This window comes from Polaribacter pectinis, assembly GCF_014352875.1.
In the GTDB taxonomy this organism is placed as follows: Bacteria; Bacteroidota; Bacteroidia; order Flavobacteriales; family Flavobacteriaceae; genus Polaribacter; species Polaribacter pectinis.
The window spans coordinates 1910156-1925359 of sequence record NZ_CP060695.1 but is presented as its reverse complement, the minus strand read 5'-3'; the positions used below and the strand labels follow the sequence as shown (position 1 = coordinate 1925359).

General features: G+C 29.1%; 7 protein-coding genes. 4 read left to right on the top strand and 3 right to left on the bottom strand.

The window, feature by feature from the left end; all coding sequences use genetic code 11:
• Window positions 1-15: 15 nt before the first annotated feature.
• The 3 genes from H9W90_RS08775 to H9W90_RS08765 all read right to left on the bottom strand — a co-directional run bounded on the left by H9W90_RS08775 (window position 16) and on the right by H9W90_RS08765 (window position 8628).
• Complete coding sequence (locus tag H9W90_RS08775) at window positions 16-1563, bottom strand: RagB/SusD family nutrient uptake outer membrane protein (RefSeq protein ID WP_187481248.1); 1548 nt, start codon at window positions 1561-1563, stop codon at window positions 16-18.
• Between the two features lie 4 nt (window positions 1564-1567).
• Window positions 1568-4639 carry a SusC/RagA family TonB-linked outer membrane protein gene (locus tag H9W90_RS08770; protein ID WP_187481247.1) on the bottom strand — a complete coding sequence of 1024 codons (3072 nt, stop codon included), beginning with the start codon at window positions 4637-4639 and terminating at the stop codon, window positions 1568-1570.
• A 134-nt stretch (window positions 4640-4773) separates the two neighbouring features.
• A complete protein-coding gene (locus H9W90_RS08765; RefSeq protein WP_187481246.1) occupies window positions 4774-8628 on the bottom strand; it encodes a hybrid sensor histidine kinase/response regulator in 3855 nt (1284 codons plus the stop codon).
• Between the two features lie 452 nt (window positions 8629-9080).
• Between H9W90_RS08765 and H9W90_RS08760 the strand changes: the two genes are divergently transcribed.
• From H9W90_RS08760 to lacZ, 4 genes are read left to right on the top strand one after another with little or no spacing between them, the layout of a single operon-like run.
• Window positions 9081-10679 carry a sulfatase gene (locus H9W90_RS08760; protein ID WP_187481245.1) on the top strand — a complete coding sequence of 533 codons (1599 nt, stop codon included), beginning with the start codon at window positions 9081-9083 and terminating at the stop codon, window positions 10677-10679.
• A 23-nt stretch (window positions 10680-10702) separates the two neighbouring features.
• Entirely contained in the window at window positions 10703-11416 is a 714-nt protein-coding gene (locus tag H9W90_RS08755) for a sialate O-acetylesterase (protein ID WP_187481244.1), read from the top strand.
• Window positions 11417-11423: 7 nt separating this feature from the next.
• Window positions 11424-11945, top strand: coding sequence for a hypothetical protein (locus H9W90_RS08750; RefSeq protein WP_187481243.1), 522 nt, complete (start codon window positions 11424-11426; stop codon window positions 11943-11945).
• A gap of 39 nt (window positions 11946-11984) precedes the next feature.
• On the top strand, window positions 11985-15128 hold the full coding sequence (gene lacZ / locus H9W90_RS08745) for a beta-galactosidase, LacZ type (protein ID WP_187481242.1): 3144 nt from the start codon (window positions 11985-11987) through the stop codon (window positions 15126-15128).
• The last annotated feature ends 76 nt before the right edge of the window (window positions 15129-15204 follow it).

Below are 15204 nucleotides of genomic sequence, written 5' to 3'. Positions count from 1 at the left end.
TTATTTATTTAAAACTTACCAAGCATGGTGTTGTAATAAGTTTGGGTTAACATCTATTTCTGCTTGAGGGATTGGAAAAACTTTAGACTTTTCACCTAGATACTGAGGATTATAAGGTCCTATAGGGTCATTGGCTGATATTAAAATTCCATTCTCTATTTCTCCCCAACGTTTTAAATCCATAAATCGTAAACCTTCTAAGGCTAATTCAACTCTACGCTCGTGTCTTACCAAAGCAATCATTTCTGATTGATTAAGATTTGGACCTTCTACATCTTCCACTTTTGGCATTCCTACTCTACCTCTAATTTTATTAATTAAGCTCATTGCACCTGAAACATCTCCTGTTTCAGCTAAGGCTTCTGCTCTCATTAACAAAATATCAGCATATCTAATTATATAAAAATCTTGGGAGCCTTCATTCCAAGGATTATTACCTTCAGCATCTGCTTTAGTTCTAATATATTTTCTTTGCCCAAATTTAGTTGCTAAATTTTCATTAAAAGCTCTATTTAGATCTTCGTTGAAAATATCTCCTTTGAAAAAGAAAGTTGCTACAGCTCTAGGATCTCTATTTTGTTTTTTATCAGCTGGGTTATATAAAGGAGAGCTTGTTATAGGCAAACCATCAATACAATAATAATCATTTACCAAATTAGGCATTGGTTGTTGATCTACTTTTGGGCTTGCTTTATATGTAGCTGAAAACATTTCTCCATTCCCAGTATCATCACCTCTTAAAAATCTTACGGCAAAAACTATTTCAGAAGAGGTTTCACCTGTTGTTGTAAAAAGCTCTTCATAATCAGAATGTAAAGAATAACCTAAACCTATAGCTTGCTGTGTTAAATTTAAAACACCAAACTCACCATTATATTCTTTATTATATAATTGAACTCTAGCAAATAAACCTAATGCAGCTCCTTTTGTTGCATACCCTAATAAATTACTTGAATGTGAAACTGGTAAGTTTTTACTTGCAAATTTTAAATCTTCAATAATCTGTGAATTGATTTCCTCATAAGTATTTTTAGCAACGTAAGCATCTTTTAAAGTCTGAGGCGCTAGAATTAATGGCACTTCCTCAAAGTAAACGGCCAGATTAAAATAAGTTAAAGCTCTTAAAAAATAAGCCTGTCCTAATAATTCTTTTTTAGTTTCAGCTGAAACTAAATCCTCAGAAATTTCATTCACATTTTTTACAACAGAATTAATTCTTGATATAGCTTGATATGAATCATTCCAAATACCTTCTAACCACCAATATGATGGATCTAAGGTACCTTCCATAAACTTCCCTGGACCTTCCCATTTCCAAGCATTAAAGGCATTATCACTTAAACAATCAAAACCAGGTAATCCTTGACCTCCATTAAGAGTTCCTCCATACAAATTTCTACTTTGTAAGGTAGAATACACTGCATTTAATGCTAAAAAAGCATCTGTTTCACTTTTCCAAAAATTACTTTCAGCAATATTTGTTTGGGACGATTGGTCTAAAAAGTCCTCACTACAACTAAATATAGTTACAGCAGTAAATAGTAATATAAATAATTTCTTCATTTTTTTAAAATTTAATATTAACACCAGTGGTAAAAGTTTTGTATAAAGGAACTCCTCTATTACTTTGGGATCCATTTGCACGTTCAGGATCAAAATGTTCTAAGCCTGTAAAAGTCAATAAATTTTGTCCTCCTATGAAAAATCTAAATTTAGATATGTTTAACTTTTCTGTTATTTCTTTTGGCAGTGTATAACCTATTTCAATATTTTTTAACCTTAAATAAGAAACATCTTGAATATAAAAGCTAGAAACTTCTGCATTGTTTTGTCCTCCAACTCTAGGCAAGCTATTCCCTGGGTTTTCTGGTGTCCAACGATTTATCCAATACGATAAAACATTACTACGATTATCATTAATTGGTAAATTTCCATTACCCATTAACAATCTATCTACACCACTTACACCTTGAAACATAAAGTTAAAATCTATTCCTTTATAATCTAAAGAACCATTAAAGTTAACTAATAAACTTGCATGAGGGCTACCAATTACGGTTCTGTCATCTGCATCTACAACACCATCTTTATTGATGTCTGCATATTTTAGATCTCCAGGTCCAGTATTTGTATTTCCAAATTGTCTTGGAGAGTTTACAATTTCATTTAAGTCTTGAAAGATTCCAATAGCCTTATATCCATAATAAGCTCTAAATGGTTCTCCAATTCTAATAATAGTTGAACTACCAATTGTTTCTTCTCCACCATCTCCTAAGCCAATAACTTCATTGTTTAAAAACTTTGTAAAGTTGGCACCAGCAGCATATTTAATTTCTCCTACTCTTCCTCTATAATTAATACCTAACTCAAGTCCTTCATTTACCATAGAAGCTGCATTTTGAGCTGCTAAATTAGTTACACCAAGTGTAGCTGGTACTGGAAAATTCCTATAAAGAATATCATTACTTTTTCTATTAAAATAATCTGCAGTAATTTCTAATTGATTGTTAAACATACTAACATCCAATCCAATATCGTATTGTGTAGTTTCTTCCCATTTGATAAGAGGGTTTGCAAGACTTGTTACAGCAACACCAACTACTGTACTATCATCTCCTAAAACATAATCTAACCCAGGATTATAAGATTGTTCAAATATATAGTTACCTATTCTATCATTACCACTTATACCCCAACTACCTCTTAGTTTTAAATTACTAATAAATTCTATATCACTAAAAAAATCTTCTTCAGAAATACGCCACGCCGCAGAAGCTGAAGGAAAATTACCATATCTAAAACCTCCTGGACCAAATTTTCCTGAACCATCTCTTCTTAAATTAAATTCTGCAAGATATTTTCCTTTATAATTATAATTTACTCTACCAAAAAATGATTGATATGATTCTGTACTTGCCCCTCCAGAAACTGCAGGATCAACTACCCCACCTGCACTAAGCTCTTCTAAATTATCTGTAGGGAAACCATTTAAAGATGCTCTAAAACCATCTCCTCTGTAAGATGAAGCTGAATGCCCTAATAAAACACCAAAAGTGTGATCTTCATTTAATGTTTTAGAGTAACGAAGTATATTTTCATTTAAAAATCTATAATTTAAACTAGAAGAATTAACTAAACTATTAAGTGTAGAAATAATTACTGGATTTCCTGCCCAATCATTTTGGCTTTGAGTAGGGCTAAAATCTGATGTATTACTAATAATTACATTTGCGCTTCCACTAGTTTCAAATGTTAAATCTTCTGTTAGTTTGAAAGTAAATCCAATTCTTTGACTAATGTTTATTCTATCATTTTCATAATTACCTAAATACCCTCTTCTAAGTGGATTACTTGTTTGGTATGAAAAGTTTGTACCTTGATAAGCCCCATCAACAACACCATAGTCACCATTACTATAATAAACAGGAATTGTTGGCGCTGTTCTTTGAAATGAATAAATAATTCCATTATCGCCACTAAAAGCATTTTGACCTCCTGTTGGACCAACTTGTCTCTTCCAAAAAGTATTGGTAACACTACTTAACGTAAACCAATCATTCAATTTAGAATTAATATTTAAACTAAAATTATAACGCTTAGAGTTAAACTTACTTCTAACTATAGCATCTTGGTCTAAAAAACCAAGAGATAATCTAAAAGTTGTTTTATCGTTACCACCGGTAAAAGATAAATTATGATTTTGTATTGGTGCTATTCTAAAGACCTCATTTGCCCAATTAGTATTAGAAAACTGATCAGGCAAGGACCCTGTGCGTATTGCTTCTAATTGAGCTGTATCATATCTTGGAGTGTACCCTACACCATCTTGGTTTCTAAATTTTTCGTTTATTAAAGTTGAGTAATCTACGGCATCTAAAAAATCAGGAACTACTGTTGTTTTTTGAAAACCATAATATTGATTATAACTGATTTCAAATTTATTCTCTTTACCTTTTTTTGTTGTCACTAAAATAACTCCATTTGCACCTCTTGCTCCATAAATTGCACTGGCTGAAGCATCTTTTAATACAGTTACACTCTCTATATCTGAAGGTGCTAAATTATTGAATGCGCTTAAATTATCATATTGAATGTTATCAATAACAACTAGAGGCGTACTACTACCAAACGTTCCTATACCTCTAATTACTATTGATGACCCATCAGCTCCTGGGTTACCAGAAGATTGTGTTAATTGTACACCAGAAAATCTACCATATAATAGTTGCCCAGAATTTGTAACAGGTTGATTTACTTCATCTTTAAAAGTTACAGTTGCAACAGAACCAGTAAGATTTACCTTTTTTTGTGTCCCATAACCAACAACCACAATTTCATCTAGCTGGTTATCTCCCCCTTCTTTTAATACTATTGTATATACTTTTTTAGTTCCAACTATTAAAGTTGTTGTTTCATACCCTAGATATGACACTTCTAAAGTTTCTCCTTTTGAAACGGTAATTTTAAAAGTTCCATTAAAATCGGTAGAGGTTCCTCTTGTTGTGCCTTGGACTATTACGGAAGCCCCAGGTAATAGTTCTCCGTTTGAATCTGTTACAGTTCCTGTAACGGTATTTTGAGACAATAGTAAGCCTCCAAAAGTGGAAAATAGTAGCATGTAGAAAATAAGTACTTTCATGTTTGAGTTTTAATTTTTGTTAATTGAAATAAAGTCACTATAACTTTTCATTGAACAAAATTCTGTAAAAAGAAGCATTGAAAGAGGGTTAAATAAACCAAATAATAGGTGTAAATAGCTCTATTAGGTTGCTCTTAGCTTCTTTCTTTATAAGTATTGCAGTATTTAGAAGGCAAACAGTTAAATTGTTTTTTAAAAGAAGTTTTAAAATATTTATAATCGTTAAAACCAACTTCAAACGAAATTTGACTTAGATTTAGGTCTGAAGTTAAAATTAAATGAGCAGCTCGTTTTAATCTTATAGATCTTATAAAAGCAGATAAAGAAAGACCTGTTAATGATTTTATCTTTCTAAATAAGCTAGATCTACTCATGTTTAATTCCTCTACCATAGTATCAATTCCAAAAGAGCTATTCTCGAAATTACTTTCTACTAAAAGAATGGCCTTTGTAATAAAAGCATTTTCTATATCAGTGTCTGATTCTATTTCTGAAGCTGTTGGTTTAAAACGAACTTTATTTAATAGATGAATTCTTAATTTTTCTCTGTTTTCTATTAAACTTTCAACTCTTGCTTTAATTACTTTGGCATCAAAAGGTTTTGTAATATAATCATTTGCGCCAGTTTTTAAACCCTCTATTTCAAATACAGTAGAGGTTCTTGCTGTTAATAGTATAATTGGTATATGAGAAGTTGTTATTTGTCCTTTTAATTTTTTACATAAAGTTAGACCATCTTTCCCTGGCATCATAACATCACTAATAATTAAATCTGGAATTTCTGAAGAGGCTTTTTTATAACCTATATCACCATTCTCTGCAGTAAGTAAATTATAATCTTCTGCAAGAATATCTTTTAAATAACTTAGTATTTCTGGATTGTCATCTATAATAAGAACTGTGTTGTCTTTTTTTGAGTCAATACTCAAAGATTTTATACCTAGCGACTCTGGATTTTTTAGATATCCTTTAATATTATCAGAGGTCATAAAATTCTTATTAATATTACCTTCATATAAATCTGGGTTCATTGCTAGTTTTATAATAAACTCTGTTCCTTTATTTATTTTACTATTTACAGTAATAATTCCATGATGTAGTTCTACTATTTTTTTTGAAAAAGACAATCCAATACCACTACCAACCATTTTAACACTGTTTGCCGACTTTATTTGAAAAAAACGATCAAAAATTTTATCTAAATGTTTTGATTTTATTCCAATACCAGAATCTGTAACCTTGATAATACAGAAACTATCATTATTGTCTATTTCAATTTTAATTTCATCTCCAGAAGAAGTGTATTTTAAAGCGTTAGAAATTATATTACATAATACAATTTCCATTTTATATCTATCAAAAGGAAAAACTATTTTTTCTTTTGTTGTTTTAAAATTGTATACAATATTTTTAGATTCTGCAGCTTCTTTAAAGTACAAATATACTTCATTAGAAAAACGTACAAAGTTACCATTAGAAACATCTAATTTCAGTAAGCCATGATCCGCTTTTCTGAAATCTAACAATTGATTAATTAAGTTTAATAACCTTGTTGTATTTCTATCCATATAACTTAGACTTTTAAATATTTTGGGTGGTAAGTTATCAGTGTCCATTAACTCTTTTAGAGGGCTTACAATTAGTGTTAATGGTGTTCTAAATTCATGAGAAATATTTGTAAAGAAATTTAATTTAGCTTCTGTTAATTTAATTTCTTTTTCTTTATCAATTTTGGCAATTTCAAGTTTGTTTTTAAGTTTTAATTTTGCATTATTAGATCTTATTAAATATACTACTATTAAAGAAATAACAAATAAGTAAATAAAGATTGCAAGTGGACTTTTCCAAGGTGAACCAGACAATGTAATTTCTATTGATTTTGGTTTGCTCCAATTTTGATTATCTCTTGAAGATGCTACTTTTAAAATATATTTTCCAGGAGATAAGCCAGCAAAGTTAATTTCATTTCTATTATGTAAATCTATCCAGTTATCTTGATATCCTTCTAGTATATATCTATACTTTACGTTTAAATTTCCTAAAAAATCATTTACAACAAATCTTGTAGAAAAGAAATTTTGTTTGTGAGATAATTTTATAGTTTTAGCATAGTTAAAATTTTTCTTTAAAATTGAATTGTTTGATTTATATCTTATAATTTCATTATTGACCCTTAAACTTGTAAAAACTATCTCAGGGATATTCTTATAATTTTTAATTTCTGAAGGATTAAAAAATGTAACATTATCTATACCTCCAAAAAAAATAGACTCGTTATTATAATTAAAAAAACTATTATTATTAAATGAGGTAGACTTTATGCCGTTAATGTCTCCATAACTTAGAAAAGTTTTCTTGATATAATCATATTTTACAATATCTGTATGTGTACTAAACCATAAGTTAGATTTATTATCAAAAGTAAGGGAGCAGATAAAGTCACTATTAAGACCATTCTTTTTTGTTAGTATATTTTCTATATTTAATTTCGCACCATTTTTATTTAACTTTATCAATCCATTTGGGGTTGCTAACCATATTTTACCAGATCTAATTGCCATCGAGTTAATTATAACACTTGGTAATTTTTCTTTTAATAATTTAGATTGATGAATAAGAGTTTTGTTATCTCTGTTATATAAGTGTATACCGTTGTATGTACTAACCCATATATTACCTTTTTCATCTTTGACAATATTCGTTACTCTATTACTTTCAATTTTGTTTTTATTTAAATTTTCTTTGTAAAAAATATAAGAATTTAGGTTATGTATGTTTTTTTTGTCAACAATAGCCAAACCTTTTTGTTGCATTCCAATAAACAATTTATCTTCATCTACTAAAAAGGAAGTTATTTTATTGATTATATTAGTTGAAAATAAAATTTTTTCAGTTTTTAAATTGTAAATTAAGAACCCATCTGCTGTACCTATATATAGTTTTTCATTGTTTTCATATAATACGTTTACTTTGACATTTCCTATTTTTTTTATTTGCTTTAAATTAGAAAAATCCTCTCCATAAAAGACTCCTTTTAATAATGTTCCTAAAAATATTTTTTTACCCCCTTTATATATACTTGTACAATTTAAGTTTTCTTTAAGATCTTTATTTCTTATTTCTTCATTAATATTATTAAAACCATTCCCTTCAAGTATCTTTATAACTCCACCTCCAGCCGTAGAAAGCCATGTAACATTATTTTTATCATGATGAATATCTAAAATTGTATTATAATTTCCTTTTAATCTTTTAGAATTATCTGATACTAATTCAATTTTTTTAAATTCTGTTACATTCTTGTTGCTTCTGTAGATTCCATTTCTCCATGTTCCTATCCAGATTCTATTATGTTTGTCAATAGATAGTTTCTTTGAAAAACCACTAGTAACTCCAATATCTATTGCTTCTATTTTTTTTGTTTGATAATCGTAGTTATATATATTTGAATCTTCACCAGAAGATGCTATCCAGACCTTATTTCTGCTGTGATCTGAAAGTATATTTGTAATTTGATTATTAAAATTGTATTTTGTAACCTTTTGGTTATTCATATTGTAATGAAGTAGTGTTGTACCATTACAAAACCACATATTGTTTTTAAAATCCTTTATTATGCTATAAACTGGTTCGTAAAAATTAAAATGCTTGATTAGCTTATTTTGTTTTGTGTCAATAATAAACACTCCTCTTTTCCATGTTCCAACCCAAATATTGCCTAATGAATCTTGTGAAATTGTAGTTATTCTAAGGTCTTCTTCGTTAGCAATATCTACTAAGTAGTTGTATTCTTTTATTTCATAATTTTTAATATCTAAAAAAGACAATCCTCCACTTTTGGTTCCAATCCATATATTTGATTTATTATCTAAAAAAAGAACTTCTATATTTTCATTTAGTAAGCCTTTAAATTCCAAACTAGGTTTTATGTTTTCGTAATCATAACCATTAAACTTTGTAATGCCATTTTCTGTGCCAATCCATTTCATATTCAAATTATCGCTTACAATGCTTGATACATAATTATGTGATAACCCTTGTTTTGTTGTAATAAAATCAATTACAAAATTTTCGTTATAGTTTTGAGAGAAAAAACAAGTTGAAAAAAAGAAAACGGATATGCTTATAAATTCTTTGAACATTATAATAATTTAGTTTATTAAGTTGCTAAAATTAGTAATAATCCTTTAAATATGCTATAAAAGAACATAAATTGACATATTTGCACCCATAAATCAATACATATAACCCTAAAATAGGAAATAAGTTTAATTAACTTTGAAAACTAGGATGCAAATAAATTCTTTAATATTAATGTTGTTTTTTTTTATTCTCAATAAAATTGTATTAACAAAATAAAAGAAATTAAAAAAGCATCTATTTTGTAAAAAAAAGTTAACATTAGAGATAATATATCTTTAAAAAAATAATCTTAAAATTGATGAAACTCAAAATTATGCTTTTTATAATGACTATTGTTATGTTCTCTTGTAAAGAAAGCACAACAATAAGTCCTATGAGTTTGAAAGTGCCCAAAAGACCAAATATACTTTTTTTTTTAGTAGATGATTTAGGGTTAAAAGATTTAGGTTTTGCAGGAAGTACTTTTTACGAAACTCCCAATATAGATAAACTAGCATCTAAAAGCACAATTTTTACACAAGGTTATGCAGGAAGTAGAGTTTGTAGTCCATCAAGAGCAACTTTGATGACTGGTAAATTTACTGCTAGACATGGAGTTACAGATTGGATTGGTGCAAAAGCAGGAAATAACTGGCGAAAAAATAATAGACAAGACAAATTATTACCTGCAGAATATATGTTGAGTTTGCCAAAAGAAGATATAACAATTGCTGAAGCAATGAAAGCAAATGGTTACAAAACTTTTTTTGCTGGAAAATGGCATTTAGGAAAAGAAGGTTCGTATCCAGAAAACCACGGGTTTGATGTAAACATTGGTGGCTGGCATTCAGGCAGTCCTAAAGGAGGTTATTTTTCACCATATATAAACCCAAAATTAGAAAATACAAAAGATGGTGAAAATCTTTCTGAGCGTTTGGCACATGAAACCATAAACTTTATGAAACATAATAAAGCGAAACCTTTTTTTGCTTTTCTTTCTTTTTATGCTGTTCATGGACCGATTCAAACCAATCAAGAAAAATGGAAAAAATATAGGGATAAAGCAAAATCTCAGGGAATTGCAAAAAACGGATTTGTAATGGAAAGAAAATTACCAATTCGTCAAACGCAAGACAATCCTATTTATGGAGGTTTAGTAGAAAGTATGGATGATGCAGTTGGTCTTGTTTTAAATCAATTAAAAGAATTAGGATTAGATAAAAATACTATCGTAATTTTTACTTCAGATAATGGAGGTGTTTCTTCTGGTGATAATTTTTCAACATCAAATTTACCATACAAAGGTGGAAAAGGTTATCAATGGGAAGGTGGGATTAGAGAACCCTATCTAATCTATGTTCCTTGGAATAAATACAATGAAAAAGCGATTGATTACCCAGTTACTGGAGCAGACTTGTATCCAACTATTTTAGAATATGCACAGATTGATTTATTGCCAAATCAACATAAAGACGGCATTAGTTTAAAATCAATTATTGAAGGAAGAAAAATCCTCGAAGAAAGGCCATTGTACTGGCATTACCCACATTATGGTAATCAAGGAGGGGATCCGTCATCTATAATAAGAAAAGGAGATTGGAAATTAATACATTATTACGAAGATGATTCTAATGAATTATACAATCTAAAAAACGATCCTTTTGAACAACATAATGTTGCTTCTAAAAAATCAGAAATTTCATCAAAATTAAGTAAAAATTTAAAAGATTGGTTACATAGTGTTGATGCTAAATTCCCTAAAAAAGATACTGGATTTGACCCTATAAAAAGAGCTAAATACGAAAAAATGATTCGAGAAAAACGTTTGGTTCAACTTGAAAAAGAAAGAAAGAAAATGTTGTCAGATAATTTTACACCTAATAAAGATTGGTGGGGAAGTAAAATAACCAAAGAATAACATAAAATTTATGAAAAAAAACAATGAAGGTTAAAGCTGATGAAAATGGTAATTGGCGTTTAGAAATTAAAACGACCAATAGCAAGAAAACTCAAAAAATCACTTTAAAAAGTAAAACATCAAATATTGTTTTAGACAATATTTTGTTTGGAGAAGTTTGGTTATGTTCTGGTCAATCTAATATGCAACAACCATTAAGAGGTTTTAAGAGGCAACCCACTTTTGGTGCAACAAAAGCTATTATGAGTGCGAATAATAATAATTTAAAGTTATTTACAGTATGTAAAAAAGCTTCTAAAACTACATTAATAAAATTAAAAAAGCATATTTCTTGGCAAAAAGCGACAACTAAAAGTGTTTCAGATTTTAGTGCAGTAGCTTATTTTTTTGGACAACAATTACAAGAATTTTTAGACGTACCAGTAGGGCTTATTCACTCATCTTGGGGCGGAAGCAAAGTTGAAGTTTGGATGAGTTCTGAATCTTTGAGTCAGTATCAAAATGTAAATACAAAGAATTTGGACATTACAAAAAAACCAAATATAAAACCAACACTATTGTTTAACGCAATGATTAACCCTTTAATTCCATTTACAATAAAAGGGGCGTTGTGGTATCAAGGAGAATCTAACAGAAAAGCCCCAGAAGAATATAAAAAATTATTTCCTGCAATGGTTAAAGATTGGCAAACTCGCTGGGGGTATTGGCGATTTCCAGTTTTATTGCACCCAAATTAACCCTTTTATGTATGGCAATAATAGTGCAACTAAAAAGAATGAAAACACTGCTTTTATGAGAGAATCTCAATTTCAATGTGTGGATTTAATTAATAATACTGGAATTGCAATTACAATGGATATTGGTGATGCATATTCTATTCATCCACCAAATAAAAAAGAAGTTGCAAATCGATTATTATACAAAGCACTTCACAAAACCTACGGATACAAAACCATAGCTGTAGATGCACCAAAATATAATTCTTTTAAAGTTGAAAAACAAAGAATTAAACTATCGTTTGAAAACATGAAAATGGGCTTGTATAGTTATGGTAAATTAAAAAACTATGAAATAGCTGAAACTGATAAAACATTTTACCCTGCCACTGCGAAAATTATAAAACATAAAAAGATACTTGTTTTAAGTGATAAAGTCCCAAATCCAGTGGCAGTAAGATATGCTTGGAAAAACTGTGGTGTAAGAACACTTTTCAGTAACAGTCTTTTACCAGTTTCGTCTTTTAGAACAGATAATTGGAATCAATAAATGAACAATCAAACTAACAAAAATAAAATCTTCAAAATTATGCAAATTAGAATTCTATTTCTTTTAATTACAATAATAAGTGTTTTTAGTTGTAAGGAAAAACAGGCAGAAAAACCTATTTATATAGCAAAAAAATGGATGAATCCAGAATGGGAAAATCCAAATGTTTTTGAAATCAATAGAGAAAAACCAACTGCAACTTTTTATAGATATAAAAATGAAGAGGAGGCTTTGCAAAACGAAAGTTGGGAAAATTCATCATTCTATAAATCTTTAAACGGAACGTGGGATTTCTATTATGCGGATAGTGTAACTGCAAGGCCAACCCATTTCTATAAAAAAGATTTTGATCTAAATGGCTGGAACAAAATTGAAGTTCCTTCTAATTGGGAAATGAAAGGATTTGGTATTCCTGTGTATACAAATATTAAATATATGTTTCCTCCAAACCCACCTTATATTCCTCATAATATTAACAATAACGGAAGTTATAAAAGAACTTTTGACGTACCCGAAAATTGGGACAAAAAAGACATTTATTTACATTTTGCTGGTGTAAGTGGTGCAATGTATATTTGGGTAAATGGTGAGTTTGTTGGGTATAATGAAGGAAGTAAAACCGCGGCTGAATTTAATATTTCTAAAGTAATAAAACCTGGTAAAAATACAATTGCTGTTCAAGTTTTACGTTGGTCTGATGCCAGTTATATGGAAGATCAAGATTTTTGGAGATTGTCTGGAATTGAGAGAGATGTGTATATCTATGCATCAAATAAAATTTCATTAAGAGATATAAGAATAGTTGCAGATCTTGAAAATAATTATAAAGATGGTAATTTAAATCTTACTCTAAATGTTGATAATAATACAAGCCAATTGTCAGAAAAAACTATTGAAGTAAAATTATTAGATTCTAATTTAGAAGTATTTTCAGATAGTAAAACAAGTAATTTAAATATTGGAAATAATATAATTTGTTTTAAAAAAATAATACCCAACGTAAAAACTTGGAATGCAGAAAAACCTAATTTATATACTTTATTAATTACTGTTAATGGAGAGTCTACTGCCGTAAAAGTTGGTTTTAGAAATGTTGAAATTAAGAATAGTCAATTTTTAGTTAATGGAAAACCTGTTTTAATAAAAGGAGTGAACTTGCATGATCATGATGACAAAAAGGGTCATGTTATTTCCGAAGAATTAACCATTAGAGATATGGAAATTATGAAGCAAAATAATATTAATGCAATTCGTTGTAGTCATTATCCAAAAAATCCTTACTTCTATAGACTTACAGATAAATATGGCTTCTATGTTGTTGATGAAGCTAATATAGAAACGCATGGAATGGGAGTTACACAAGATATAACAAATAAGCCAAAAAAGGCAAATAATCATCCTGCATATCAACCACAATGGAAAGATGCACATTTAGATAGAACAATAAGAATGTTTGAGCGTGATAAAAATTACCCAAGTATTGTTATTTGGTCTTTAGGGAATGAAGCTGGAAATGGAGAAAATTTTCACACAACTTATAAGTGGTTAAAAGAAAATGACAAAACCAGACCTACACAATATGAAGGTGCTGTCGGTTATGAAAATTCTGATATTGAAGCGCCAATGTATTGGAAAATGGAGCAAATGGAAAAGTATGTAAGAGAGGGTGGATATAAACCTTTAATACAGTGTGAATATGCCCACGCTATGGGAAATAGTTTAGGAAATTTACAAGATTATTGGAATTTAATAGAAGCCAACCCAACTATGCAGGGGGGGTTTATTTGGGATTGGGTTGATCAAGGAATTTTGTCTAAAAACGATAAAGGCGAAGAGTTTTGGGCTTATGGTGGAGATTTAGGTGGATTTGAAATGCAAAACGATAATAATTTCTGTTTAAACGGAATTGTAAACCCTGATAGAACACCACAACCTGCGTTATTTGAAGCAAAGAAAGTATATCAATATATAAAGTTTATAAATTTTGATGCATCCATAGGAAAAGTAGACATTAAAAATATGTATGATTTCACCAACTTAAGCGAATTCAATTTTTATTGGACACTTTTAGAAAACGGAAAAGAAGTATATACAGGAGTTGTTGATGTTATAAATTTAGCGCCGTATCAATCAAAAACTATCAATTTATATCTACCACAAATAAAAAATAATTCAAATGATTATCATTTAAATATTTACGCAAAAACAAAAGAGAAACAAGGACTAGTTCCTCAAGATCACGTAGTTGCTTCCGAGCAATTTCAGTTGCTAAAAGGAAGTTTCGAATCTAATTTAACTGATGAAGGTACCATTTTAAAAACAGAAAGAACAGCTTCTATTTTAAGTGTTTTTAATGAAAATATAAAAGCGGAATTCGATATTAAAACAGGAATTATTTCTTTATTAGATTTCGGAAACGGAAACATTATTGTGCAAGGAATACAATCAAATTTTTGGAGAGCAACAACAGATAATGACTTCGGGTTTAAAATGCCAAAGAAATTAGGTGTTTGGAAAAATGCTACTGAAAATCAAGAATTAGTTTCTATTTCAGAAACTAAAAATGAAAAAAACGTAAATGTAATTGTAAAATATAATTTAGGTTCTGCAAAAAAATCAACAACTACTTTAAATTATACGTTTCATAAAAATGGAAAAATAAATATTGAAACAATTCTAAATAATGCAAATGCCAAATTACCAGTTTTACCAAGATTTGGTAATAATTTAATCATAAAAAAAGAATACGATAATGTAAATTGGCTGGGTAGAGGTCCTTTTGAAAATTATCAAGATAGAAAAACTGCTGCTTTTGTAGGTAACTATAAAGCCAAAGTATCCGAGCTGTATTTTCCATATATAAGACCTCAGGAAAATGGTTATAAAACAGACATTAGATGGGTAACTTTTACTAATGATAAAGGTGAAGGGATAAAAATTACAGCGCCAAATTATTTCGGGTTTAATGCTCATCATCAATATAATAACGACTTTGATCCTGGTGATAAAAAGCAACAAAGGCACACCACAGATATACCAACAAGAGATTTTGTAAATATTAATATTGATGATGCTCAAATGGGAATTGGTGGAGATAATAGTTGGGGTTCTATGCCTCTTAAAAAATATCAAATCCATGCTAAAAACAAGTCTTATAGCTATACAATATCCAAAGTAAAATAATGAAATATTATGAAAACTAGGAATAACCAACCTTTATATATTAATTTTAAGGGTCTTTTTAACCTGAGTTCGACAT

Bases quoted from the DNA above. Each gene is read 5' to 3' on its own strand.
- lacZ (WP_187481242.1), top strand. From the start codon at position 11,985: ATGCAAATTAGAATTCTATTTCTTTTAATTACAATAATAAGTGTTTTT.
- H9W90_RS08770 (WP_187481247.1), bottom strand. From the start codon at position 4,639: ATGAAAGTACTTATTTTCTACATGCTACTATTTTCCACTTTTGGAGGC.
- H9W90_RS08775 (WP_187481248.1), bottom strand. From the start codon at position 1,563: ATGAAGAAATTATTTATATTACTATTTACTGCTGTAACTATATTTAGT.
- H9W90_RS08760 (WP_187481245.1), top strand. From the start codon at position 9,081: ATGAAACTCAAAATTATGCTTTTTATAATGACTATTGTTATGTTCTCT.
- H9W90_RS08755 (WP_187481244.1), top strand. From the start codon at position 10,703: ATGAAGGTTAAAGCTGATGAAAATGGTAATTGGCGTTTAGAAATTAAA.
- H9W90_RS08765 (WP_187481246.1), bottom strand. From the start codon at position 8,628: ATGAAATGGATTGGCACAGAAAATGGCATTACAAAGTTTAATGGTTAT.
- H9W90_RS08750 (WP_187481243.1), top strand. From the start codon at position 11,424: ATGTATGGCAATAATAGTGCAACTAAAAAGAATGAAAACACTGCTTTT.